This is a genomic window from Arthrobacter sp. B6 (genome assembly GCF_001663775.1).
Taxonomy (GTDB): domain Bacteria; phylum Actinomycetota; class Actinomycetes; order Actinomycetales; family Micrococcaceae; genus Arthrobacter.
On record NZ_KV467169.1, the window covers coordinates 425,049 to 448,839 of the forward strand.

20 protein-coding genes and 1 riboswitch are annotated in these 23,791 nt (G+C 65.4%); of the genes, 5 read left to right on the forward strand and 15 right to left on the reverse strand.

The features are described from left to right. Window positions 1-13: 13 nt before the first annotated feature. A complete protein-coding gene (locus tag AU175_RS16640) occupies window positions 14-1,096 on the reverse strand; it encodes an amidohydrolase family protein (RefSeq protein WP_066292185.1) in 1,083 nt (360 codons plus the stop codon). Between the two features lie 74 nt (window positions 1,097-1,170). Then, a riboswitch (TPP riboswitch) is annotated at window positions 1,171-1,278 on the forward strand. On the opposite strand from AU175_RS16640, the gene thiC reads away from it, so the two are divergent. Beyond that, window positions 1,273-3,081 (forward strand): phosphomethylpyrimidine synthase ThiC, encoded by a 1,809-nt coding sequence (gene thiC, locus AU175_RS16645; protein ID WP_066292187.1) that lies wholly within the window; start codon window positions 1,273-1,275, stop codon window positions 3,079-3,081. It overlaps the preceding riboswitch by 6 nt. A 70-nt stretch (window positions 3,082-3,151) precedes the next feature. Here thiC and AU175_RS16650 read toward each other — a convergent pair whose 3' ends face one another. Then, entirely contained in the window at window positions 3,152-3,883 is a 732-nt protein-coding gene (locus tag AU175_RS16650; protein ID WP_066292193.1) for an alpha/beta hydrolase, read from the reverse strand. Window positions 3,884-3,999: 116 nt separating this feature from the next. Beyond that, window positions 4,000-5,571, reverse strand: coding sequence for a signal recognition particle protein (ffh, locus tag AU175_RS16655; protein ID WP_066292194.1), 1,572 nt, complete (start codon window positions 5,569-5,571; stop codon window positions 4,000-4,002). A gap of 144 nt (window positions 5,572-5,715) precedes the next feature. Between ffh and AU175_RS16660 the strand changes: the two genes are divergently transcribed. After that, window positions 5,716-7,119, forward strand: a complete 1,404-nt coding sequence (locus AU175_RS16660; RefSeq protein WP_066292197.1) for a glucose-6-phosphate dehydrogenase — start codon at window positions 5,716-5,718, stop codon at window positions 7,117-7,119. Window positions 7,120-7,194: 75 nt separating this feature from the next. On the opposite strand, the gene AU175_RS16665 is transcribed toward AU175_RS16660, so the two are convergent. Both AU175_RS16665 and AU175_RS16670 read right to left on the reverse strand, forming a co-directional pair. Beyond that, window positions 7,195-7,533 carry a P-II family nitrogen regulator gene (locus AU175_RS16665; protein ID WP_066292201.1) on the reverse strand — a complete coding sequence of 113 codons (339 nt, stop codon included), beginning with the start codon at window positions 7,531-7,533 and terminating at the stop codon, window positions 7,195-7,197. Then, window positions 7,530-8,888, reverse strand: a complete 1,359-nt coding sequence (locus AU175_RS16670; protein ID WP_066292205.1) for an ammonium transporter — start codon at window positions 8,886-8,888, stop codon at window positions 7,530-7,532. Before AU175_RS16670 ends, AU175_RS16665 begins: the two co-directional genes overlap by 4 nt. Window positions 8,889-9,114: 226 nt before the next feature. On the opposite strand from AU175_RS16670, the gene AU175_RS16675 reads away from it, so the two are divergent. Beyond that, window positions 9,115-10,356, forward strand: coding sequence for an MFS transporter (locus AU175_RS16675; RefSeq protein WP_066292207.1), 1,242 nt, complete (start codon window positions 9,115-9,117; stop codon window positions 10,354-10,356). A gap of 60 nt (window positions 10,357-10,416) precedes the next feature. On the opposite strand, the gene ftsY is transcribed toward AU175_RS16675, so the two are convergent. The 9 genes from ftsY to coaD form a co-directional block, all read right to left on the reverse strand. Further along, a complete protein-coding gene (ftsY, locus tag AU175_RS16680) occupies window positions 10,417-11,628 on the reverse strand; it encodes a signal recognition particle-docking protein FtsY (RefSeq protein WP_066292209.1) in 1,212 nt (403 codons plus the stop codon). A 67-nt stretch (window positions 11,629-11,695) separates the two neighbouring features. Next, window positions 11,696-15,283: a chromosome segregation protein SMC gene (gene smc / locus AU175_RS16685; RefSeq protein ID WP_066292211.1), complete on the reverse strand. Its 3,588-nt coding sequence runs from the start codon at window positions 15,281-15,283 to the stop codon at window positions 11,696-11,698. Window positions 15,284-15,389: 106 nt separating this feature from the next. After that, window positions 15,390-16,469 carry a hypothetical protein gene (locus AU175_RS16690; protein ID WP_331711957.1) on the reverse strand — a complete coding sequence of 360 codons (1,080 nt, stop codon included), beginning with the start codon at window positions 16,467-16,469 and terminating at the stop codon, window positions 15,390-15,392. A 65-nt stretch (window positions 16,470-16,534) separates the two neighbouring features. Further along, on the reverse strand, window positions 16,535-17,821 hold the full coding sequence (locus tag AU175_RS16695) for an MFS transporter (protein WP_231938636.1): 1,287 nt from the start codon (window positions 17,819-17,821) through the stop codon (window positions 16,535-16,537). 132 nt (window positions 17,822-17,953) lie between these two features. Next, window positions 17,954-18,904, reverse strand: coding sequence for a bifunctional DNA-formamidopyrimidine glycosylase/DNA-(apurinic or apyrimidinic site) lyase (mutM, locus tag AU175_RS16700; RefSeq protein WP_066292215.1), 951 nt, complete (start codon window positions 18,902-18,904; stop codon window positions 17,954-17,956). Between the two features lie 8 nt (window positions 18,905-18,912). Continuing rightward, a complete protein-coding gene (gene rnc / locus AU175_RS16705; RefSeq protein ID WP_066292217.1) occupies window positions 18,913-19,641 on the reverse strand; it encodes a ribonuclease III in 729 nt (242 codons plus the stop codon). A gap of 21 nt (window positions 19,642-19,662) precedes the next feature. Beyond that, a complete protein-coding gene (gene rpmF, locus AU175_RS16710; protein ID WP_009356569.1) occupies window positions 19,663-19,866 on the reverse strand; it encodes a 50S ribosomal protein L32 in 204 nt (67 codons plus the stop codon). 36 nt (window positions 19,867-19,902) lie between these two features. Next, entirely contained in the window at window positions 19,903-20,427 is a 525-nt protein-coding gene (locus AU175_RS21470) for a YceD family protein (protein WP_082979262.1), read from the reverse strand. Between the two features lie 123 nt (window positions 20,428-20,550). Beyond that, complete coding sequence (gene coaD / locus AU175_RS16725; RefSeq protein WP_066292225.1) at window positions 20,551-21,051, reverse strand: pantetheine-phosphate adenylyltransferase; 501 nt, start codon at window positions 21,049-21,051, stop codon at window positions 20,551-20,553. Between the two features lie 43 nt (window positions 21,052-21,094). Here coaD and AU175_RS16730 point away from each other — a divergent pair, with 43 nt between their 5' ends. Both AU175_RS16730 and AU175_RS16735 read left to right on the forward strand, forming a co-directional pair. Beyond that, the gene (locus AU175_RS16730; RefSeq protein ID WP_066292228.1) at window positions 21,095-22,324 is read left to right on the forward strand and encodes an aminotransferase class I/II-fold pyridoxal phosphate-dependent enzyme; all 1,230 of its coding nucleotides are present in this window, start codon (window positions 21,095-21,097) and stop codon (window positions 22,322-22,324) included. Further along, a complete protein-coding gene (locus tag AU175_RS16735; RefSeq protein WP_066292233.1) occupies window positions 22,324-23,112 on the forward strand; it encodes a spermidine synthase in 789 nt (262 codons plus the stop codon). The genes AU175_RS16730 and AU175_RS16735 overlap by 1 nt, the downstream gene beginning before the upstream one ends. 17 nt (window positions 23,113-23,129) lie before the next feature. On the opposite strand, the gene rsmD is transcribed toward AU175_RS16735, so the two are convergent. After that, window positions 23,130-23,756, reverse strand: coding sequence for a 16S rRNA (guanine(966)-N(2))-methyltransferase RsmD (gene rsmD / locus AU175_RS16740; RefSeq protein ID WP_066292235.1), 627 nt, complete (start codon window positions 23,754-23,756; stop codon window positions 23,130-23,132). Window positions 23,757-23,791 lie beyond the last annotated feature (35 nt).

The following is a 23,791-nucleotide window of genomic DNA, read 5'->3' on the forward strand; positions in this document are numbered from 1 at the left end:
TGATCTTCAGCCGTCAGCCGATCACTTCTCCCCGCAGCACAACGTCCTTGAGCGACACAATGGTGGAGGGCACGCTCCGAGGGTCCGCCCGGCACACCACCACGTCAGCGCTGGCGCCTTCGGACAGCCCCTCCGCCCCCAGCCACTCCCGCGCTCCCCAGCAGGCTGCGTCGAGCGCCGCCGCCGCTGGAAGGCCTGCCTGGTGCAGCGAGAGGATTTCATGCGCGATCCGTCCATGCCGGATGACGCTTCCCGCATCCGTCCCCGCGAAGATCCTTACGCCGGCCTCAAAAGCTTCCAGCACCCGTTCGGCCCTGCGCTCCCACAGCGCGCGCATGTGGGCGGCATAACGCGGGAATTTCGTTTCAGCCTGGCGGGCGATGCCGGGGAACGTGTCGATGTTGATGAGCGTCGGCACAATGGGAACACCCTGCCCGGCCAGCCGCGGAAGGTGCCGCGGCAGCAGCCCGGTGGCGTGCTCGATGCAGTCGATGCCGGCATCGAGCATCTGGTCCAGCGTGTCTTCACCAAAGCAGTGGGCGGTCACGCGTGCACCCTCGTCATGCGCAGCGCGCACGGCGTCCAGGACGACGGCGTCGGGAAACGACGGCGCCAAATCACCGGCGTCCCGGTCGATCCAGTCCCCCACGAGTTTGACCCAGCCGTCGCCGGCCCGGGCCTGCTTCCGCACCGCCTCAACCAGTCCCCCAGGCTCCACCTCAACGGCGAAGTCCCGCAGATAGCGCCGGGAGCGGGCGATATGGCGCCCGGCGCGGATGAGCCTGGGCATGTCATCGCGCTGCTGCAGCCACCGGGTATCACTTACCGCGCCGGCGTCGCGGACCAGGAGGGTGCCGGCGTCGCGATCCGTACGGGCCTGTTCTTCAACCACGTCATCCGGCACGGCGCCGGCCGGTCCCAGGCCGATATGGCAGTGGGCATCGACGAACCCGGGCAGCACCCAGCCGTCAAGCACAACATCCGGCGCGGCGGCGGGACGGCGGAACGTGAGGCGGCCGCCGACCGACCACAGGCCCTGCCGTTCCTCATCCGGCCCGGTGAGCACAGTTCCGGTGAATTCGATGATTCCGGCCATGGCACCAGCCTAATCCGCCTGACGCCTGCGACGTCACGGCCGGGACGGGCCCGCACTGACCTGTGGTAGCTTCGTCTAGACCACACGGGGGCCCTTGCAGGGGCTGAGATCGGGCTGACGCAGCCTGCGACCGTTGAACCTGTCCGGGTAATGCCGGCGAAGGAAGTGAGTATTCATTGAGTACACAAGAAACACAGCTGACACCTGCCCAAAATGGGGCTGGTGCCTCTGAGACTGTGTCACTGAAGTCCCACTCGTTGGCGTTCATCACCGATGAAGCCACAGGAATCCGGGTTCCCGTGACCGAGATCGCGCTCGAGCCGTCACCCAACGGTGAGGCGAACGGTCCTTTCCGGACCTACCGCACCGCCGGCCCGGGAAGCAACCCGGTAGTGGGCCTGGACCCGTTCCGCTCGGAGTGGATCGCTGCCCGCGGTGATACGGAGCCCTACAGCGGCCGGGAACGGAACCTGCTCGACGACGGCAAGTCGGCCGTGCGCCGTGGCGCCGCCTCCGCGGAGTGGAAGGGTGCACAGCCGGTGCCACGGCGCGCCGTCGAAGGCCGGACCGTCACCCAGATGCACTACGCGAAGCAGGGTGTCATCACTCCGGAGATGCAGTTTGTGGCCCTTCGCGAAAACTGCGCCGTGGAGCTGGTACGCAGCGAGGTAGCGGCCGGACGTGCGATCATCCCCAACAACATCAACCACCCGGAATCCGAGCCGATGATCATCGGCAAGGCGTTCCTGGTGAAGATCAACGCCAACATCGGCAACTCGGCCGTGACCAGCTCCATTGCCGAGGAAGTCGACAAACTCCAGTGGGCCACCCAGTGGGGCGCGGACACCGTCATGGACCTGTCCACGGGGGATGACATCCACACCACCCGTGAGTGGATCATCCGCAACTCGCCCGTGCCCATCGGCACTGTGCCCATCTACCAGGCGCTGGAGAAGGTCAACGGCGAGGCCAACAAGCTGACGTGGGAAATCTTCCGCGACACCGTGATTGAGCAGTGTGAGCAAGGCGTGGACTACATGACCATCCACGCCGGAGTCCTGCTGCGCTATGTGCCGCTGACGGCCAACCGTGTCACCGGCATCGTCTCCCGCGGCGGCTCCATCATGGCCGGCTGGTGCCTGGCGCACCACCAGGAGAACTTCCTCTACACGCACTTCGACGAACTGTGCGAGATTTTCGCCAAGTACGACGTCGCCTTCTCGCTCGGCGACGGACTGCGCCCGGGAGCGACGGCGGACGCAAACGACGCCGCCCAGTTCGCCGAGCTCGACACGCTGGCTGAACTGACCCAGCGGGCCTGGGAGTTCGACGTACAGGTGATGGTGGAGGGTCCCGGCCACGTGCCGTTCCACCTGGTCCGCGAGAACGTAGAACGCCAGCAGGAACTGTGCAAGGGAGCCCCTTTCTACACGCTCGGACCGCTGGTCACGGATATAGCCCCGGGCTACGACCACATCACCTCCGCCATTGGGGCCACGGAAATCGCCCGCTACGGCACCGCCATGCTCTGCTATGTAACGCCCAAGGAGCACCTGGGCCTGCCCAACAAGGACGACGTCAAGACCGGTGTGATCACCTATAAAATCGCCGCCCACGCCGCCGACCTGGCCAAGGGCCACCCGGGAGCCCATGAGCGGGATGACGCCCTGTCCAAGGCGCGGTTCGAGTTCCGCTGGCGCGACCAGTTCGCACTGTCCCTGGATCCGGTAACGGCTGAAGCCTTCCATGATGAGACGTTGCCCGCCGAGCCGGCCAAAACGGCCCACTTCTGTTCAATGTGCGGCCCCAAGTTCTGCTCCATGAGGATCAGCCAGGACATCCGGGACGAGTATGGCTCGGCCGAATCACAGGCTGCACTGGCGGAGATGGCGGCCGGGATGCGCGAAAAGAGCGAGGAGTTCCTTGCGGCAGGAGGAAAGGTCTACCTGCCTGACCTTGAGGTACCCGAAGCCGCCCGCCGCTAGCGGGCTGAGGCTCCGTCCGGCCGGCATTTGGGGGCTGGCCGGACGGACGCACCTCAACAAAGTACGTGGGTCAGGACGCCCTGAGCTGCCGCCGGCTGATGTCGGCTATGAATGAGCGGATGTAGCGGTCGCCTTCGGGGGAATCCTGGGGGCGGTGGCCTCCCGCGGCGTGGCGGTGCAGGGCGCCTGTTTCCCTGAGGTAGCCGGCGATCTCTTCGTAGAGGGGTTCCCAACCGCCTGTCAGGACCAGGGTGGGGACACCGGGAACGATCTGCAGCGGCGCCTCCCAGGGGGGAGCCTGAAGCCGGAGCCGCCGCGCGGCCCGTTTTTCCTCCTGTGTGGCCGGCTCCTGGAGGTCCGCCGCGTAGACGCGGCGGACGAACTCCCGCTGGAAATCCTCGTCACCGAGTTGGTGGCGGACATCAAAGAGCGGCAGCATCAGTTCCCGGTGCGCCGCCGTCGCCGGCAGTTCCGCGGTCAGCGACAGGCAGGCCGGCTCCACGAGTGTCAGCGAATACACCAGGTCGGGGCGTTCGACGGCGGCCATCATTGCCGAGATCGCCCCCTGCGAATGCGCCACAACGTGGCCACCCGCGGCGCCCCGGCCGTCGTCGGCAAGGGACCTCAGGACGATGGCGGTGTCCTCGGCGAAGGACGATTCCACCGGTTCAGCAACGGGATCGAATCCGTGCCGCCGAAGGAACAGGGCGTCGTAGCTCAGTGCCATGCCGTGCTGCCGGGGCCAGGCCGCCGCGCCGAAGCTTCCGGCGCCGTGCACGAACACTACCCGTTGCTTGAACATGACCCAACCCTATTCCACGGCCCCGACATCAAGCTGGACTGACCCAACTGACCCGCACTTAACGCACTGACACGCGCGTTGGAGAGCATTGAGTGCGAGCCAGTTGGGCGATGTGATTACTTGCCGAGGAACTTGTCGAAGCCCTTGGGCAGGTTGAGCTGCGAAGGATCGAACTCACCGGACTGCTGGCCGAAGGCCGCCCCCGTGGGCAGTGCCTTGGCCGCTCCGGCGCGCCGTGCCTCGGCGTCCCTAAGCTCCTGCGCAGCCTTGGCCGGGTTTCCGGACTTGGCCTTCTTCTTGGGGGCGTTCTTGGCGTTTTTGCGGGCCCCGCCGCCGGCACCGGGCATGCCTGGCATTCCGGGCATACCGCCCTGGGCCATCTTCTTCATCATCTTCTGCGCCTGGGCGAACCGCTCCAGCAGCCCGTTGACTTCGGAGACGTGGACACCCGAGCCGCGGGCGATGCGTGCCCGCCGGGAGCCATTAATGATCTTGGGCGCAACCCGCTCATGCGGCGTCATGGACCGGACGATCGCCTCGACACGGTCGATCTCCCGCTCGTCGAACTGCTCCAGCTGCTGGCGGATGTTCTGCGCGCCCGGCATCATCATGAGCATCTTCTTCATGGAGCCCATGTTGCGGATCTGCTGCATCTGCGCCAGGAAGTCGTCGAGCGTGAAGTCTTCCTGGTCGGCGAATTTCTTCGCCATCCGGGCGGCTTCATCCTTGTCCCAGTTCTTTTCCGCCTGCTCGATGAGGGTCAGCACATCGCCCATGTCCAGGATGCGCGATGCCATCCGGTCCGGGTGGAACAGCTCAAAGTCGTCCACGCCTTCGCCCGTGGACGCAAACATCACAGGCTTGCCGGTCACCGACGCAACGGACAGGGCGGCACCGCCGCGGGCATCGCCGTCGAGCTTTGACAGCACGATGCCGGTGAAGTTGACGCCTTCATCAAAGGCCAGCGCCGTGTTCACGGCGTCCTGCCCGATCATGGAGTCGATGACGAACAGCACTTCGTTGGGCACGATCGCCCTGCGGATCTGCCGTGCCTGTTCCATCATGTCGGCGTCGACGCCGAGGCGGCCGGCGGTGTCCACGATCACGACGTCGTGGAGCTTTTGGCGGGCTTCCTCAACACCGGCGCGGGCCACGGCTACGGGATCGCCCGCGGGGTGCTCCAGTTCATGGGTGGCGCCGGGGTGGGGTGCGAATACCGGAACCCCGGCGCGCTTACCCACGACCTGTAGCTGGGTGACGGCGTTGGGCCGCTGAAGGTCGCAGGCCACCAGGATGGGGCTGTGGCCCTGTGCTTTGAGCCATTTGGAAAGCTTGCCGGCGAGGGTGGTCTTACCGGCGCCCTGAAGGCCGGCGAGCATGATGATGGTGGGGCCGGTCTTGGCCAGGCGAATCCGGCGGGTCTCGCCGCCGAGGATCTCAACCAGTTCCTCGTTGACGATCTTGACGATCTGCTGGCTTGGATTCAGTGCACCGGAGACCTCTTCACCGAGGGCCCGCTCGCGGACGCGGGCGGTGAATTCGCGGACCACCGGCACGGCAACGTCGGCGTCCAGCAGGGCGCGGCGGATCTCCCGGACAGTGGCATCGACATCGGCCTCGGTGAGGCGGCCCTTGCCGCGAAGATTCTTGAAGGTTGCTGTCAACCGGTCAGAGAGTGAATTGAACACGCGCCGTGCACTTCTTTCAGTGGATGTACGGATGGCGGCCCTTCGGCACACCAGCGCCTCGGCTGTTGTTTCCAACTGCTTCGACGACGGGACTCGACTATCTAGGGTACCAAGACGGACCTTCAAGATGGCATGCTGGCTTAGGTGACGAGCCAAACGACTGTGAAAACCCTGCTCATTCTTGGTGCTTCCGGCGATCTCACCGGCCGACTGCTGCTGCCCGGACTCGCCCGGCTCGTGGCGAAAGGCCGCGCGGAAGGCCTCAAACTCGTGGGGGCCGGCTCTGATGCCTGGACTCCGGATCAATGGCAGGCGCGGGTCCACGACGCCTTCGCCGCAGCCTCCGAGTCCGCCGACGAGGCCGGACGCAAGGCTTTGGCGGCCATGGAGGCCGGGACAGCCTACCATCAGCTGGACGTCACAGCCGACGGGACGCTTGCCTCGTTACTGGCTGCCCTGGATGCGCCGGCCGCCGTCTACTTCGCCCTTCCCCCGCAGGTCAGCCAGCGGGCCTGTGAAACCCTAAAGCCTGGCCAGGTACCGGCCGGGACGCGCCTGGTCATGGAAAAGCCGTTCGGCTCGGGCGAGGAATCAGCCCGCTCCCTCAACCGGACGCTCACGGCGCTGGTACCCGAAGACCACATCCACCGGGTGGACCATTTCCTGGGCAAGGCTACGGTTTTCAACATCCTGGGCCTGCGCTTCGCCAACAACTTCCTGGAACCGGTCTGGAACCGCCAGCATGTGGAGAAGGTAGAGATCATCTTTGACGAGGACCTCGCACTCGAAGGGCGGGCGCGCTACTACGACACTGCCGGCGCGCTCCGGGACATGGTCCAAAGCCACCTCCTGCAGATCATGGCCCTGATGGCCCTCGAACCGCCGGCCACCATCGGCGAACGCGACCTGCGCGACGCCGTCTCCACTGTGCTGCGCGCCAGCAGCATCAAGGCACCGTACGCCCAGTCCACCCGTCGGGCGCGGTATTCCGCCGGAGCGCTCGCCGGCAGGCAGGTTCCGGACTATGCGAAGGAAGAAGGCGTTGATCCTGCCCGGGGAACGGAGACTCTCGCAGAAGTCACGGTGAAGATCGACAACTGGCGCTGGCGGGGCGTCCCTTTCATCCTTCGCTCAGGCAAGGCCCTTGGCGTGAAACGCAAGGAAGCCGTGGTGACGTTCCGGCCGGTTCCCCACCTGCCGGCCGGATTCATGGGACTGGACGCGCCCAACCGCCTGCGGATCGGCTTTGGACCGGACACCCTGGACCTGGACGTTGACGTGAACGGCCCCGGTGACATCTTCAGGCTCGACCGTGCCACGCTCCACGCCGGACTGAACGCCTCCGAACTGCTTCCCTACGGAGAAGTACTGGAGGGGGTGCTGAACGGCGACCCGCTCCTGTCCGTCCGCGGGGACACTGCCGAGGACTGCTGGCGGATTGTGGAACCGGTCCTCAACGCATGGTCGCAGGGTACGGCGCCGCTGGAAGAGTACGACGCCGGGTCGTCGGGTCCTGCCGGCTGGTCCGGGTCGGAGCCGGCGAGGTAGGAGGACAAACAAGAGCGGGCAGGTAACCTTTCCAGGTTCCTGCCCGCTCTTCGCTTTTGGTTGTCTGCCGGGTGGCTAGATGGCGGCGATGCCGCGTTCCCCGGTTCGAACCCTGACTGCTTCGAAAACGTCCACGGTCCAGACCTTGCCGTCACCTGCACGCCCTGTGTTGGAACTTGCAATGATGACGTCGAGGATGTCGTCGGCCTGTTCGTCGGTGGCCAGCACCTCAACCCTGATCTTCGGCAGGAGGTCCACGTTGTACTCAGCTCCCCGGTACACCTCCGTGTAGCCGCGTTGCCGGCCGTAGCCGCTTGCCGCGCTGACCGTCAGTCCCTGGACACCATAGGCTTCCAGGCCTTCCCGGATTGATTCGAGCTTCTCCGGCCTGACGATTGCTGTGATCAGTTTCATGCCCCCACGCTTTCCTTGCCCGTTGCTGATTCTGCCTTCTTGGAATCGGCGCCTGCGCCCTCCTCCGGAGTACCCTTGCCGGTGATCAGGTCGTGAAGGGGCTGGAAGCTGCCTCCGTGGCCCCCCACACCGAACTCGTAGGCGGTCTCGGCGTGCAGGCTGAGGTCAACACCAACAACTTCCTGCTCATCCGAGACCCGGAAGCCCATGGTCTTGTGGATGGCGAACGCGATGATCGCGGTGAGGATTGCGGAGTAGGCGATGGCGATGCCGGCCGCTGCCAGCTGTGCCCACATCTGGGTCATGCCGCCGCCGTAGAAGAGGCCGCCGCCCACGCCGTCGGCGGGGAGGGCGATGAAGCCCAGCGCCACGGTGCCGATGATGCCCGAAACGAGGTGGACACCGACAACATCCAGGGAGTCATCGAAGCCCCAGCGGAACTTGAGTCCGACGGCGAGGGCGGATGCGACGCCGGCTACGATGCCGAGGCCGAGTGCACCGACGGGGCTGACGTTGGCGCAGGCCGGTGTGATGGCAACCAGGCCGGCAACGACGCCGGAGGCGGCACCAAGGGATGTGGGGTGGCCGTCGCGGATGCGTTCGGTGATGAGCCAGCCGATCATGGCTGCGGCAGGTGCTGCGAGGGTGTTGACCCAGATCAGGCCGCCCTGCTCAGCGGTAGCGGCCAGACCGCCGTTGAATCCGAACCAGCCGAACCACAGAATGGCAGCCCCGAGCATCACGAACGGAATGTTGTGCGGGCGGTGGTTCGGGTCTTTGCCGAATCCCCTGCGGTTGCCGATGATCAGGACGAGGATCAACGCGGCCACACCGGCGTTGATGTGAACCACGGTGCCGCCGGCAAAGTCGATGGCCGGGCCGAGCGCCTGGCCGATCGCACCTTCCTCACCAAAGAGGCCGCCACCCCAGACCATGTAGGCAAGCGGGCAGTAAACAAGGGTGACCCACACGGGGACGAAGACTGACCAGGCGCCGAACTTAGCGCGGTCCGCGATGGCTCCGCTGATCAGGGCAACGGTGATGATGGCGAAGGTTGCCCCGTAGCCGACGAGGATAAGGCCTTCCGGCGCGTCCGGAGTGTTGACGCCCTCAAGACCGAAGTTCGCGAAGGGGTTTCCGACAATCTGCAGGAAGCCTTCCCCGCCGGTCATGGAGTAACCCCAGAGTACCCACACAACGCTCACGATGCCGATGGAGATGAAGCTCATCATCATCATGTTCAGTGCGGCCTTGGCGCGCGTCATGCCGCCGTAAAAAAATGCCAGACCCGGTGTCATAAACAGCACGAGTGCTGCCGCCACCATGAGCCATACGTGACCTGCGGTAAGTTCCATGGTGCACGTCCTCTCTCAGATCGATACTGCGGATCTCTCCGCCTGCCAACGCCTTTTGCGTCCTGTAAAGAGTTTGATCCGGCTGTGTTTCGCCCACGGAGGATTTAGATTGCGCGTTTGTTACAACAACCTCTAGGAAGTAAATGGTGCATATCCGGCTTGTTACGGTTATGTTTCATCCCTCTCGCAAGCAACCCGTCACCGAAAGCGCTAGGACACCGGCACCATGACGTCAAGACCCCCTGTGAGTGGCGCCGCTTCGCGGATTCCCGGCCTGCGGTGGCCGCGGCAGGAAAAACTTCCGCGCGACATCAAGGTGATGCTGGCCGCGGCGTTCCTGATTGCCCTCGGATTCGGGCTTGTTGCGCCTGTATTGCCTCAGTTCGCCACGACCTTCGGCGTCGGCAACACCGAGGCTGCGGTGATCGTGGCCATCTTTGCCTTGATGCGCCTGGTCTTCGCCCCGGCCGGAGGCGCCCTGATCTCCCGGTGGGGTGAACGCCCGGTCTACGTTTCGGGGCTCCTCATCGTGGCCGTGTCCACCGCGGCGTGCGCCTTCGCGCAGGGCTACTGGCAGTTGCTCCTGTTCCGCGGCCTGGGCGGCATCGGCTCGGTTATGTTTACGGTGGCGTCCATGGCACTGGTGATCCGCCTGGCACCGCCGGAGAGCCGCGGCCGCGTGTCCGGCGCCTACGCCTCGGCGTTCCTGGTGGGGAATGTTTGCGGCCCGATTGTCGGCGGCCTGCTGGCAGGCTTTGGCCTGCGGGTGCCCTTCCTGGCGTATGCCGCGGCCCTGGTTATCGCGGCCGCCGTCGTCCAGACACAGCTAAGCCACGAGCGCAGGGAGGGCAGCCACGGGCAGGGCAGCAATCCTGACATGCGCCTGGCTGATGCCCTGGGCGTCGGGGCCTACCGGTCCTCGCTGGTGTCCAGCTTTGCGAACGGGTGGGCAACGTTCGGGGTCAGGATGGCGACGGTTCCCCTCTTTGCCGTGGCAGCACTCGGGGCGGGCCCGGAGGCGGCGGGACTTGCCCTGGCGGTCTTCGCCGCGGGCAATGCAGCGGCCCTGACCTTCTCCGGCCGCCTGGCCGATTCCTTGGGCCGCAAGCCCATGATGGTGACAGGCCTCCTCATTACAGGCGCCGCCACTGCAGCCATTGGCTTCACATCCGAACTGGGCTGGTTCCTCATCGCATCCACACTGGCCGGCATCGGTTCCGGGTTGCTGGGGCCGGCGCAGCAGGCCGCGGTCGCCGATGTGATCGGAAGCGGCCGCTCAGGCGGCAAGGTCCTGGCCGTCTACCAGATGACGGCGGATATCGGCGCCATTGCGGGCCCTATCCTGGCAGGTGTGCTCGCCGACAGGCTGGGCTACGGCTGGGCGTTCGGCGTCACGGGAGCTGTCCTGGTCTTGGCGGCGGCCAGCTGGTCCGTCACGCGTGAGCCGCTTAAACGCACTGAGGGGTGAGATCCCGGGCGCTCCAGCCTGGGCTGAGCGGCGGGATCTCACCCCTGGATTTAAACGGGGTCAGTTCAGCAGCGCGTCGACGAATCCCTCGGCTTCGAAGGGGGCGAGGTCGTCAGCGCCCTCGCCGAGGCCGATGAGCTTAACGGGTACACCGAGCGATTTCTGGATTGCGACGACGATCCCACCCTTGGCGGTGCCGTCCAGTTTGGTCAGGACGATGCCGGTGATGTTGACCACCTCGGCGAAGACCCGGGCCTGGTTGAGCCCGTTCTGCCCGGTGGTGGCATCCAGTACGAGCAGCACCTCATCAACCTCGGCAAGCTTTTCGATAACACGCTTGACCTTGCCAAGCTCGTCCATCAGGCCGACTTTGTTCTGCAGCCGCCCGGCGGTGTCGATCATCACGACGTCGACTTCCTGGTCAATGCCTGCCTTAACCGCCTCATAGGCGACGGACGCAGGATCCGCGCCGTCGACGTCGGACTTCACCGTGGGAACTCCGACGCGCTGGCCCCAGGTGGCCAACTGCTCCGCGGCCGCTGCACGGAAGGTGTCTGCTGCGCCCAGCAGCACGTCTTTGTCCTCTGCGACGAGCACGCGCGCAAGCTTGCCCACCGTGGTGGTCTTGCCCACACCGTTAACGCCAACCACCATCACCACGGCGGGCCTGTCAGCGTGCCGGGTGGTGTTCAGGCTGCGGTCCATGGCGGGGTCCACCAGCTTAATGAGTTCCTCGCGCAGCAGCGCCTTGACCTGTTCCGGGGTGCGGGTGCCAAGGATCTTGACGCGTTCCCGCAAGGCATCCACAAGCTGCATTGTGGGTTCGGTTCCCAGGTCTGCCAGAAGGAGGGTTTCCTCGACTTCGTCCCAGACATTTTCGTCAATCTTGTCGCTGGAGAGGAGGGCCAGCAGGCCCTTGCCCAGGACGTTGTTCGAGCGGACCAGGCGTTCACGCAGGCGGGTCAGCCGGCCGGCAACGGGAAGCGGGGTCTCGACCTGGATGGTTTCAAGGCCGGCCACGTCGTCTGGGACGTCGGTGGTTTCCAGCCCGTCAAGGTCTGCGCCGGCAGGTGCGGTCCGTTCCGCCGGAGCCACGGGGGCGTCCTCAAGGAGCGTTCCGCCTGCACTTTTCGGTGTCTCGGGATCGTTGGCGTCCCGGGTGCCCGGGTACTGGGTGATGTTCTTCCGCGTCTTCAACAGGACCGGGATCAGCCCGCCAACAACCGCCAGGGCAGCAACAATGGACAGAATAATTGGGAGGATGTCATTCACTCCCCTAGCTTCTCACACGCGTTTCGCACTGGTGTCACGCACACGTGCGGCCGGCGGCTGGTCCGGGCTACACCTCGGCGCCCAGGCGCTGGCTGATGACGGTGGAGACGCCGTCGCCCCGCATGGTGACGCCGTACAGGGCATCAGCCACCTCCATGGTCCGCTTTTGGTGCGTGATCACGATCAGCTGGCTGGACTCCCGGAGTTCCTCGAAGATGGTGATGAGCCTGCCCAGGTTGGTGTCGTCAAGGGCCGCCTCCACCTCGTCCATCACGTAGAAGGGCGAGGGTCGGGCCTTGAAGATTGCCACGAGCAGCGCGACGGCGGTGAGTGACCGCTCCCCGCCTGAAAGCAGCGACAGCCGCTTGATCTTTTTTCCGGCCGGGCGCGCCTCCACTTCGATGCCTGTGGTGAGCATGTCGGAGGGGTCTGTCAGGACCAGGCGGCCCTCACCGCCTGGAAAAAGGCGGGCGAAGACGCGGATGAACTGGGCCTGGGTGTCTTCAAAAGCCTCGGCGAAGACCCGCTGAACGCGGTCGTCCACTTCCTTGATGATGTCCAGCAGGTCCTTGCGGCTGGATTTGAGGTCCTCAAGCTGGGTGCTGAGGAACTGGTGCCGTTCTTCCAGCGCCGCGAACTCCTCCAACGCCAGCGGGTTGACCTTTCCCAAGGCGGACAGGTCCCTTTCGGCCTTCCGGAGCCGTTTCTCCTGCTCCTCCCGGACATAGCGCCTGCCTTCGGGAATTGGGGCGCCGTTGTCATCTACCGGTGTCCTGAGGGCCGCCCATTTGTCGTGGGTTTCATCATCCAAAACGGGTATGGGAACGTCCGGGCCGAAGTCGGCCACCAGCAGGTCCGGGGTGATGCCGAGTTCCTCGATGGACCGTGTTTCGAGGGCCTCGATCCGTGCCCGTTGCTGGGCTCGCGCCAGTTCGTCGCGGTGGACCGAATCCGTCAGTTCCGCCAGTTCGCGTGCCAGTGCATCGTTGGCGGCCCTGATCTCCAGCAGGGCGCGGTCCCGCTGCTCGCGGTTCTCCTCGGCGAGGTCGCGTTCGTGCCGGGCCAGCTCCACCGACACGTCGATGAAACGCAGGGCCAGCTCCACGCCTGCCTGCACAGCCGCCGCGCGTTTGGCCTGGATCCGGCGGCGTCGGGCCCGTTCAGCGGCTTCTTCGCGTGCCCTGCGTTCAGCCGCCGCTGCCCGCTCCAGCGATACCGCCCGGTTACGGGTGGCCGCCAACTGCTCTTCCGTGCTGCGGAGCGACAGCCTGGCTTCCATTTCCGCTGAGCGGGCCTGCGACGCTGCCAGGGCCAGGGCGTCGCGCTGTTCTGTGGAGGGTTCCTCTTCGACCGGTGCCTGCTGCGCCGACGCCAGACGTTCAGTGATGGCGGCGAGCGCTTCTTCCTCGGCGGCCACATTGGCCTCGGCCTTGGCAAGGGAAGCAGCAAGCCTGTCGCTCTCGCCCACGGCGCTGCGCAGGATGGAGTTCAGATGCCCAAGCCGCTCGGCGACTGCGGCCAGCCGGGCGTCCGATTCATGCAGGCGGTCCAAGGCGGCCTCGGCCCTCACCTGGGCCTCCGCGCGCCGGGCCTCGGCGCCGGCCATGGCGAACCGGTTCCGTTCCAGATCAGCTATGACAGCGGCGAGCCGGGCCTCGGCGTCGTCGACGGCGGCCTGCACCTCAAGCAGTGACGGCGCCTTCGCGGAGCCGCCTGTAACTGTCAGCACAGTGAAGACGTCGCCGCCTTTGGTCACGGCTGTCAGGTCCGGCCTTTCGGCAACCAGCTGACCGGCGCTCTTCAGGTCCTCCACAACAGCAATGCCCGACAGGAGCGCGGTTACGGCCGGGCTGCTGACGTCCGCGGCGGAGGTCAGGTCGGTGGCCCACCGCGCTCCCGCCGGCAGCGCACCCGCCGGGGCGGCTGCGTCCGATAGCGCAGATGCTGACGCCAGCAGCAGGGAGGCGCGCCCGCCGTCGTCATCCTTAAGGAACTGCATCACGGCGGCGGCCACTGCGGGGTCGCGGACCACAATGGCCTCGGACGCGTCGCCGAGTGCGGCCGCTATCGCGGTCTCGTAGCCGGGGCTGATGGTGAGGTTCGAGGCCAGGGTTCCCACAAGGCCGTCCAGCCCGGAGTTGAGCGCATGCGCCGTGCCGTCCTTGCGGTTGAGTCCGAGCTGGAGGGCATCCCGCCGGGCAACCAGGGCGTCACGTTCGCGGACGGACTCCGCCTCTGCGGCCGTGAGGGCGGAAATCTGTTCGCGGACAGCGTCGAGGTCGGCGATGGCGTCCTCGTAGTCGGCGTCAAGGCTTTCTTCGCCTTCCTCGACCCCCGCCACCTGGGTCTCCAGGGCGGTGAACTCGGCCTGGGCCTTGCTGCGGCGTTCCTGCCCTGCGGCGAGGGACTCCCGGAGCCTGCCGAGCTCCGCTTGCGCGGATTCCACGCGCGACCTTGCGGCACCAACCTGGCCGGCCAGCCGAGCGAGGCCTTCCCGCCGGTCCGCGGCGGCACGGAGGACGGCGGTGAGGCGCTTCTCTTCGGCAGCTGCGGCGCTCTCCGCCCCGGCTTTGGCTGCCGTCGCTGACTCCAGTGCGCTGCGCCTGTCCAGCATGTGGCGCTCGAGTTCCGTCAGCTCATCCCGGACGCGGGCAGCCTGCCGTTCGAGCTGTTCGGGATCCCTCCCGGAGTACGGTTCAGCGTCCACCGCGCCGAGCAGCCGGCCGCGTTCCTGGGCCAGCGACCCCAGGGAGCGGAGGCGTTCCCGGGCTGCAGACAGCCGGTACCAGCTATCCCGCGCCGCATTGAGCAGCGGTGTGGCCTCCGCAGCGAGCTGTTCCATGGCCGCCTGCTTCCGGCGCCCGGACTCCAGCCCTTGCTCCACGGCGGCACGGCGGGCCTTCAGTGCTTCCTCATCCGCCACGTCCTTGTCGAGGGCCGCCTGCTGGCGGACCAGGTCATCGGCCAGCAGCCGCGCACGGGCGTCCCGGACATCAAACTGCACCCTCTGCGCACGGCGAGCCACGTCGGCCTGCTTGCCGAGCGGGGTGAGCTGCCGCCGGATCTCACCGGTCAGGTCGCTCAGGCGCTGGAGGTTTGCTTGCATCGCCTCCAGCTTGCGGACGGTTTTTTCCTTGCGGCGGCGGTGTTTCAGGATTCCGGCGGCCTCCTCGATGAAGCCGCGGCGTTCCTCCGGGGTGGCATGCAGGACCTTGTCCAGCTGCCCCTGGCCCACAATGACATGCATTTCCCGGCCCAGACCGGAATCGGAGAGCAGCTCCTGGATGTCAAGCAGGCGGCAACTGGCCCCATTGATGGCGTACTCGGATCCCCCGGTGCGGAAGAGCGTCCGCGAAATGGTGACCTCGCTGTACTCGATCGGCAGCGCCCCGTCAGCGTTGTCAATCGTCAGGGAAACATGGGCCCGCCCCAGGGGCGCACGCCCGGAGGTCCCGGCGAAAATGACGTCCTCCATTTTGCCGCCGCGAAGCGTCTTCGCACCCTGTTCCCCCATCACCCAGGAGAGGGCGTCCACAACATTGGACTTGCCGGAACCGTTCGGTCCCACCACTGCCGTGACTCCGGGTTCAAAGTCGAAGGTCGTGGCTGACGCGAACGACTTGAACCCCCGGACGGTAAGGCTTTTGAGGTGCAAGGTGTTCCTGGTCTCCTGAGTGGCTGAAGCGGCTGCTCTGCTGCCCCAAATCTACTGCGTCACTGCGGGTTTCCACGGATTTGCAGGAGTTCCCCTGCTGTGATGGCTACTGCCGCACCACCGCCGGAGACCAGGCGTGTTCGATGAAGAGCGAGGGCTGCGCCGCCGGATCGATGGCGAGTGACCAGATGTCGCTGTCCTGGCCGGACTCATCGCGCGGAACACCGTAGACAACTGTACTGGCGTCGAGCCACTCCAACTGGTCATCTATATCACGCTGTTCAGTAAGCACCGTTTCCGTGCCGGAGGCGATGTTTAGAACCGCTATGTTGCGGTGGCCCGCCAGTGTCCCGGTGACACTCTTCTTGTAGGCGATCCGGGTGCCGTCCGGCGAGATTGAAGGACACTCGATCCCCGAGGCGGTCACCGTCAGTGTCCTGTCCTTCAGGCTCCCCCGTACCAACCAGATGTTTCCTTGTGACGAGGCCGTGGCGTAGAACGCGTCGGGCTGCCCCGGGACGAAGGTCACGCCCCAGATGTTGCGGTCCGTAGCTTTGATCCGCCCCCCTCCGGAAATGAGGGCGAATTCCTCGAGGTTCCCGTGGTCGGTGCCGTCCCGGCCGCGGATGATCGTCTCTGTGGAGAACCCTGCAGTGGCATACGAGTGCCCCGACACAAACACCGTGCTTGCCAGCAGTGACCCGTCGGCGCTGATCCGCGTGCGGCTGGGAATTCCTCCCAGGGCCCACGATTCGTCGGTGTCCAGGGAGGCGTTGTAGACAGTGGCCTCAAAATTGATGGGGATCTCGTTTTTTGTGCGCAGGCAGCTCACGCGGTTGACGACCGCATACACGCGGTCACAGGCGTGGCCGCTGAGTGCCCGCTGACCTGTTGGATCAGCCAGCAGTACGGTTGCAGCCTGCCCGAAACCCTGACCGGGTGCCGTATTCCGGAACATCACAAACGGGGCGGCGGGCAGGGCGTCCGCCGCGACCGTGTCAACGGGCGAATCCGCTTCCTGGCTGCTTCTTGCCGACTGGAAGGCCGACACTGCGTACACGGCCGACCCCGCCGCCACAAGCACGACTATTGCGAGCAGGATAAGCCACCGCCGTCGCATGCCGGAGTCCGGCAACTCTGTGGCCAGGGCCGTCGGCAGCGAAACCGGGTTGGATTCCGGGAGCATGGCTACGGATCCGCTCCCTGCGGGCTGCCGTGTCCGCTGCACCGGCTGTGGCGCCTTCCTCCGGCTCACGGTGCCGCCGTCCAGCGGCGGGCCCCGCCCAGCAGGGCTGCGCCCACGATCAGGGCTGCGGCCAGCAATCCGGCGACGCAAACCATGGCAGTGACCGGCCCGAGCATGAACCACAAAACCCCGAAGCCCGTGGCTGCCGCCATCCGGGACAGGGCCACAACGGTCTGCGCGGTGCCAAGCGCCGTCGCCAGGTGCTCCGCTCGAGTCAACCTGCTGACGATGGCAGCGAGAACACCGTCGGTCGCCGCGTAGAAGATCCCTAGCAGGAGCAGGCAACCGAGCGTGGCACCGAGGCCGCCGAAGGGCATTGCTGCGAGGACGTAACAGGCCAGCAGCGCAAGGTGGCCGGCGAGGAATACGGGGATCCGTCCCCACCGGTCCGCCAGCTTTCCGATGGGAATGGCGAACAGCAGGAAAACAACATTGGTTCCCACATAGAGGAGCGGGAACCACTGGACTGCGAACGAACCCCGGTCGTGGAGGATCAGGTAAATGAACCCGTCGCCGATCGTCAGAAGGCCCAGGAGACCGGCTGTGAGCAGGAGCCGGGACAGCCCCTGCTCCTTTACGGTGGCCCACCGCAGTTGGGACCACCGGAAGCGCGGGCGGCGGGCCGCCGCGTCCGGGTTGACGGTTCCCCGCCGGCGGCCAGGGACAATCAGCACCAGCACAGCCACGCCGATGACCGAGAACGCCAGCGAAACGATGAATACGGTGCTGAAGCCGTTGGGGATCATCACCAGCACCAGGAACGCAAGCAGTGGCCCGGTGGCTGCACCGATACTGTCCAGCATGCGGTGGACACCGAAGGATCTGGCAAGGTGTTCTGGCTGCGCCGCTTCCGAGATCATTGCATCGCGCGGGGCTGTGCGGATGCCTTTTCCGATCCTGTCGCCGGTCACGATTCCGGCGATGGCCCAGAACCCGCCCGCGAAGAGGAATCCGACCCGGGCAACCATCGAAAGTCCATAGCCGGCAACAGCGACGCGTTTGGGCTGCCCCGTGCGGTCCGAGACCCAGCCGGCGGCAATCCGCACGATGGCGCTGGCGCCCTGGTTGATGCCGTCGATGATCCCGAATGCGATGGTGGACAGTCCCAGGAATCCGGTGACGTAGAGCGGCAGGATGGCTGCCACGGATTCCGAGGAGATATCCGTCATCATGCTGACGATGCCGAGCCAGATGATCACCGGGGACAGCCGGAAGGCCGTTGCAGCGGCGGCGGGCATCTCGGCTTGAGAGTCCTTCTGGCCGCCGGTGCGGTCCGACATCGAAAGGTACAAGGGCTGCCTCGTTCCTGCTGACGGTATGGGGCCGCGGCGGCCGCCAAAGGCACCCCGCCGCTTCTTATGGCCCCAGTCTGCCAACGGAATCCACATTGCGGAACCGCAGAATCCGCAGACTTTCCTTGCCTGCTACCAGCGCCCGTTCCGCGGCCGAGGCTGGCACACCGGGCAGGTGTAGGACGAGCGGTTCATAAACTGCTCCCGTCGGATCGGGGAATTAATTCCGACGGCGGCACACCGCCCGCAGGGCTGCCCTTCCCTCCCGTAGGCGTTCAGGGAGCGGTCGAAGTAGCCGGAAGCGCCGTTGACGTTGACGTACAGCGAATCGAAGCTGGTCCCGCCGGCGGCCAGGGCGTCCAGCATGACCTCACGGGCGCAGTCCACTAGCCCTGCCGCGTCGGCTCGCCGCAGCTTGTCGGTGGGTTTGGCGTAATGCAGTTTCGCCCGCCACAGGGCCTCGTCCGCGTAGATGTTGCCGATCCCGGAAACCAGGCCCTGGTCCAAAAGGGCCCGCTTAAGCCCTGTCTTGCGCTTGCGGAGCCGGCTGAAGAAATTTTCGAAGGAGAACGCCGGGTCAAGGGGGTCGCGGGCAATGTGCGATGCCTCTTCAGCGATCAGCGGAAGGGGGGATTCAGCGAGGCCGCCCGGGCCGCCGTCGTCCGTGGGTACCATGTCGGTGACAAACAGGCCGCCGAAGATCCGCTGGTCCACAAAACGGAGCTGTTCCGGCATGCCGTCGCCCGGACTCAGCCGAAGCCTGACTTTGAGGTGTTTTTCGTCCGGAGCGTTGGTGTCCTGCATCAGCAGCTGGCCGCTCATGCCCAAGTGGGCCATGAGGGCGACGGGCGGCGGGGCCGCGGCACCATGCGTTGTGTCAAGCAGCGGCATCCAGAGGAACTTGCCACGTCGGACGACGTCCGCCACGGTGGCACCTTCCAGGTTGCCGACGAAATCCTGCGTGCCAAGCGCATGGCGGCGGATGGACCGGGGGTCCAGGACGTCAACTGAGGTGATGGTGCGGCCGCGGACCCACCTGACCAGTCCGCGACGGACTACTTCCACTTCCGGGAGTTCCGGCACAGGGCAGCCTAGACGGAGGCAGCGGAGTCCGCGGAATCATCCGCAGCCGCCGGACGGGGAGCTCCGGAGAGCACACGCCATGCATCCGCGGCGGCTTCCTGCTCGGCTTCCTTCTTGGAGTGGCCGGAGCCATTGCCGTAGGCGTTGCCGCCGATCTCCAGGACAGCCGTAAATGTGCGGGCGTGGTCCGGGCCGGATCCTTCCACCAGGTAGTGGATGCTGCCGAGCTGCCTGCTGGCTGCCAATTCCTGGATGCTGGTCTTCCAGTCTGTTCCCGCGCCAAGGGCAGCTGCGTCCTTCAGGAGCGGACCGATCAGGCGCATGACCAGCTGGCGGGCGGTCTCGATGTCGTTGGACACGTAGGTGGCACCAATAAGTGCTTCCATGGTGTCCGCCAGGATGGAGGCCTTGTTTTTGCCTTCGGTAAGCTTTTCGCCCTGGCCCAGGTAAATGTAGTCGCCAATGCCGAGGCTTCGGCCGATGCCGGCGAGGGCGCGCGTGCTGACGACGGCGGAGCGTCGTTTCGCAAGGTCCCCTTCGGGCAGCGACGGGTTGTCCCGGTACAGGGCATCCGTCACGGAAAAGCCCAGGATGGAGTCACCCAGGAATTCCAGCCGCTCGTTGGTGGGGATTCCGCCGTTTTCGTAGGCGTAGGAACGGTGTGTCAGAGCAAGACGAAGCGTCCCGGCGTCAATGGAGACACCGAGACGCTTCAGAAGCTCTTCAGTTGAAGACATCATCTCAGCCTGAGTGGCCAATTAGACGTCTGCGACCTTGCGGCCCTTGTACTCAAGGAACAGCGCAGTGCCAGCCGAGTCGGTAACGACCTTTGCCTGGTGAGGCAGGCTGTAGGTGACCTGGCCGTTCTCTACGGTCTTCACCAGGTGGGGGGCAGTTGCCTTCCACTGGGAGCGGCGGGCGCGGGTATTCGAGCGAGACATTTTCCGCTTGGGAACAGCCACGGCTAACTCATTTCTCTCTAGACAAACACGTACAAATCAATTTTGCCGGTCAGGCTTAGCCATATCAGCTAGGGCAGCCCAGCGAGGATCCAAGACCTCGTGGTGGTGCCCCGGCTCGTCTTCCAGGCGAGCTCCGCATTCGGAACAAAGGCCCTGGCAGTCTTCCCGGCACACCGGCTGGAACGGCAGCATGGTTACAACTGCGTCCCGCAACACCGGTTCAAGATCGATCAGATCGTGCTCGACTCGACGTTGCTCTTCATCGTCTTCTTCATCCGAAAGCAGGACGCCTTCATAGAAGAAAAGTTCTTGCACATTGACCTCAAGGTCATACGCAAGGGGATCCAGGCATCGGCCGCATTCGCCCGTTACTGCAGCGACTGCGGTTCCTGATACCAGAATTCCTTCGTGTACGGCCTCAAGCCTCAGATCCAGCTCGATATCCGAGCCTTCCTGAACGCCAATGAGCGCCACACCAAGATCACCTGGTGCGGGTACATGTTCCGTCAGTGTCCGCATGCTTCCCGGGCTGCGCCCGAGGTCCTTGACGTCGAACGCCAAGGGCGAACTAGCATCTCGCTTAATGAGAACTCCTGTTGAACATATGACCGACGTACCATCTTAGCCTGAAGACCCGTATGGACTCAAACCAGGCCACCGAAGGCCGCCGAGTACCGGACTAGCCTACCCTCTTGGCGGCTGATCGGGCGAAGACTCGCCAGCCAGCATCCTTTTTTGGACTGACCGGGGCACATAGTCCGAGACATTGCCGCCCAGGCCCGCCACTTCCTTGATCAGGGTGGAGGACAAATGCAGGTAATGGGCTTCGGCGGGCAGGAAGACTGTTTCCACACCGCTGAGTTGGCGGTTCATGGTGGCCATAGGCAGTTCATAGTCAAAATCCGACGAGGACCGGAGCCCCTTGACTATCGCGGACACTCCCCGCTGGCGGCAATATTCAGCCAGCAGCCCTTCCCCGACAGGTTCAACAACAATCCCTTTAAGGGACGCGAGGGTTTCCCGTGCCATGTCGATCCGGTCCCCCAGGCTAAACCGGTATTTCTTCGCGTAGTTGGTGGACACCGCCACGATGACCTCATCAAAGAGGCCGGCCGCCCGCGCGATAACCTCGAGATGGCCGTTGTGGATGGGGTCGAAGGATCCTGGGCAGACAGCGCGTCTCATGGTCCGAACCTACCGCATCCGGACGCCGGGATACCATGACTGAATGCATCCACCACGGGACCTTTTCACGCCCACTGCGCCTGCCCCGTGGCAGCGCGCGGCCCTCGGGGCCAACTTGCTCGGACAGGACGGCGGACTGGGGGTCACGATTTTTGAAGAGATGACGACGCTGGCACTGCAGACCGGCGCTATCAACCTGGGCCAGGGGTTCCCGGATGAGGACGGCCCGGCGGAGATCGGGGCGGCAGCACAGGCAGCCATCGCCGCCGGAGCCAACCAGTATGCTCCGGGCAAGGGCATCCCGGAACTTCGTGAGGCGGTGGCGGCGCATCAGGAACGGTTCTATGGCCTGGTCCCGGACCCGCAGACCGAAATCATCATCACGACGGGAGCCACGGAAGGCATCGCCGCTTCGCTGCTCGCCCTGACCGGTCCCGGCGATGAGGTCCTTACGTTCGAGCCCTTTTATGACTCCTACGGCGCCATGATCGGGCTGACCGGAGCCACCCATGTCACCGCTCAACTGCTCGCCCCTGATTTCCTTCCCGATATGGCTGCCCTCGAATCCGCCTTTAGCAGCCGCACGAGGGTTGTGCTGCTCAACAATCCGCACAATCCCACGGGTGCTGTCTTCCCGCGGGAGGTGCTCCAGCGCGTCGTCGACCTTGCGACGAGGCACAACTGCCTGATCATCACTGACGAGGTGTATGAGCACCTTACGTTTGGCGCGCGCCACATTCCGGTGGCCACCCTGCCCGGGGCAGCGGAGCGAACCGTCACCATTTCCTCGGCCGGCAAGACTTTTTCTTTCACTGGCTGGAAAATTGGCTGGTTGACCGGTCCAGAGCACCTGGTGGCCGCCATCCGTACTGTGAAGCAGTTTCTGACGTACAGTTCGGGCACGCCGTTCCAGGCAGCCATCGCCACGGCTCTCGCCCTCCCGGATGATTTCTACGCGGGAATCTCGGCCACGCTACGCCATAAGCGCGACATCCTCAGTGAAGGGCTCCGCGCGGCAGGGTTCGACGTCTTCACTCCGCAGGGCACCTACTTCGTGAACGTGGACACCGCGCCACTGGGCATCAATGACTCAGTGGAGCTTGCCCGTCGGCTTCCCGCACTCGTAGGAGTGGCCGCAATCCCTGTTCCGGTCTTCTGCCACCCCCACGGAGCCGAACGGACGCGCAGCCTGCTCCGGTTCGCGTTCTGCAAGAAAGTGGAAGTCCTCGAAGAGGCCGCCGGGCGGCTGGCCGGACTCCGCGGAAAGCTCTGATGCCGCCGGACGGCCGGCACACGGCAACCAGGTTCTTGCGTACCACGGGTCAACATGCCTCCATCGAGGCCGACCACCATATCGATGGCGCCTATATCCTGAGCATCGGCGGTGCCGAACAGTCCCACGTCAATGTGGCGCATCCAGAGGAAATCTTCTACGAGTACTTGCGCCGCATCGGTCACCTGGTGGACCTCGCAGCTCCGGAAGGGCAGCCGATCAGGGCGCTCCATCTTGGGGCCGGTGCCCTGACCCTGGCCCGCTACGTCCAGGCCACACGGCCAGGCTCCGTCCAGTACGCCGTTGAGCTGGAGCGGGAGCTGCTGGACTTTGTGCTTCAACAGCTGCCCTTGCCCGACGGGACGGACCTGCGACCGGTGATCGGCGACGCCCGTGACTCCCTCGCCGCGCTGGATCCGGAACTGCAGTTCGACGTCGTGATCCTGGACATTTTCTCTGGACCCGAAGCTCCTGCCCACATCGCCTGCACGGAGTTCTACCAGGAGGCCCGCGGCCGCCTCACAGCGAACGGGCTTCTGATAGTGAACGTCGGGGATGAACCAGGACTCACCCTGGTGCGCAGCCAGGCCGCTGCGCTGCGCCGGGCAATGGAGGACGTCGCCGCCTTCGCGGAAGCCGGGATGTTCGCCGGGCGTTATCCAGGCAACATCATCCTCGCCGGAACACAGTTCCCGTGGCCCCCTGGATGGTCAGTGGAGCTGACGGCCCGGGGACCGCACCCTGCCAGGGTGCTGGCAGGCGTTGACCTGGACAGCCTGGCAGGGTGACTCTCAGCGCCGGAGTTTCAGTTACCGCCGGCGTCCGCGTGCTCGTCGGGAGCCTCATCGGTCTGTATCGCGTCCGGAACGGACGGCTCTGCAAACCAAAGCCGCGTCTCCCCGTACTTCTTCTCGGCAAAACGCTCCATGCCCTCCGGCCATGCCGGTTCCGACGATCGCGACGACCGTTCGACCACCACCACGGCGCCCGGCGCCAGGTGGGGGTTGAGCTTGGCCAGCGCCGCCGACAGGGCTAATTCATCGAGCGGATACGGCGGGTCCAGGAAGACCAGGTCCCAGTTGTCGTCGAGGGTGGCACGTTCGAGGAAGGACTCCACCTTGGAGCGGTGCACGGTGACCACTTTGCGGCCCACGACGCCGTTGACCAGGTCTGCATTGCGCTGGCACACGCCGCTGGCCTTGGCGTCGGATTCGACGAGGTCAACGGATCCCGCACCCCTGCTGCCGCTCTCCACACCGAGCGACCCGGAGCCGGCGTAGAGGTCAAGGACCCGTGCGCCGGAGATGACGTCGAAGGCGTCCAACCGCGAAAACAGGGCTTCCTTCACCCGGTCCGTGGTGGGCCGCGTCAGTGATCCGGGCACACTGAGCAGGGGTGTGCCCCCGGCGGCCCCGGCAATGATCCGGCTCATTTCCGGCACCCCCCGCGCCGCGCCCTTTTGCCGGC

Coding starts and splice junctions, on each gene's coding strand:
- AU175_RS16640 (WP_066292185.1), bottom strand. CDS start 1,096: ATGGCCGGAATCATCGAATTCACCGGAACTGTGCTCACCGGGCCGGAT.
- AU175_RS16650 (WP_066292193.1), bottom strand. CDS start 3,883: ATGTTCAAGCAACGGGTAGTGTTCGTGCACGGCGCCGGAAGCTTCGGC.
- AU175_RS16665 (WP_066292201.1), bottom strand. CDS start 7,533: ATGAAACTGATCACAGCAATCGTCAGGCCGGAGAAGCTCGAATCAATC.
- AU175_RS16670 (WP_066292205.1), bottom strand. CDS start 8,888: ATGGAACTTACCGCAGGTCACGTATGGCTCATGGTGGCGGCAGCACTC.
- AU175_RS16675 (WP_066292207.1), top strand. CDS start 9,115: ATGACGTCAAGACCCCCTGTGAGTGGCGCCGCTTCGCGGATTCCCGGC.
- AU175_RS16690 (WP_331711957.1), bottom strand. CDS start 16,469: ATGCTCCCGGAATCCAACCCGGTTTCGCTGCCGACGGCCCTGGCCACA.
- rnc (WP_066292217.1), bottom strand. CDS start 19,641: ATGTCTTCAACTGAAGAGCTTCTGAAGCGTCTCGGTGTCTCCATTGAC.
- coaD (WP_066292225.1), bottom strand. CDS start 21,051: ATGAGACGCGCTGTCTGCCCAGGATCCTTCGACCCCATCCACAACGGC.
- AU175_RS16730 (WP_066292228.1), top strand. CDS start 21,095: ATGCATCCACCACGGGACCTTTTCACGCCCACTGCGCCTGCCCCGTGG.
- AU175_RS16735 (WP_066292233.1), top strand. CDS start 22,324: ATGCCGCCGGACGGCCGGCACACGGCAACCAGGTTCTTGCGTACCACG.
- rsmD (WP_066292235.1), bottom strand. CDS start 23,756: ATGAGCCGGATCATTGCCGGGGCCGCCGGGGGCACACCCCTGCTCAGT.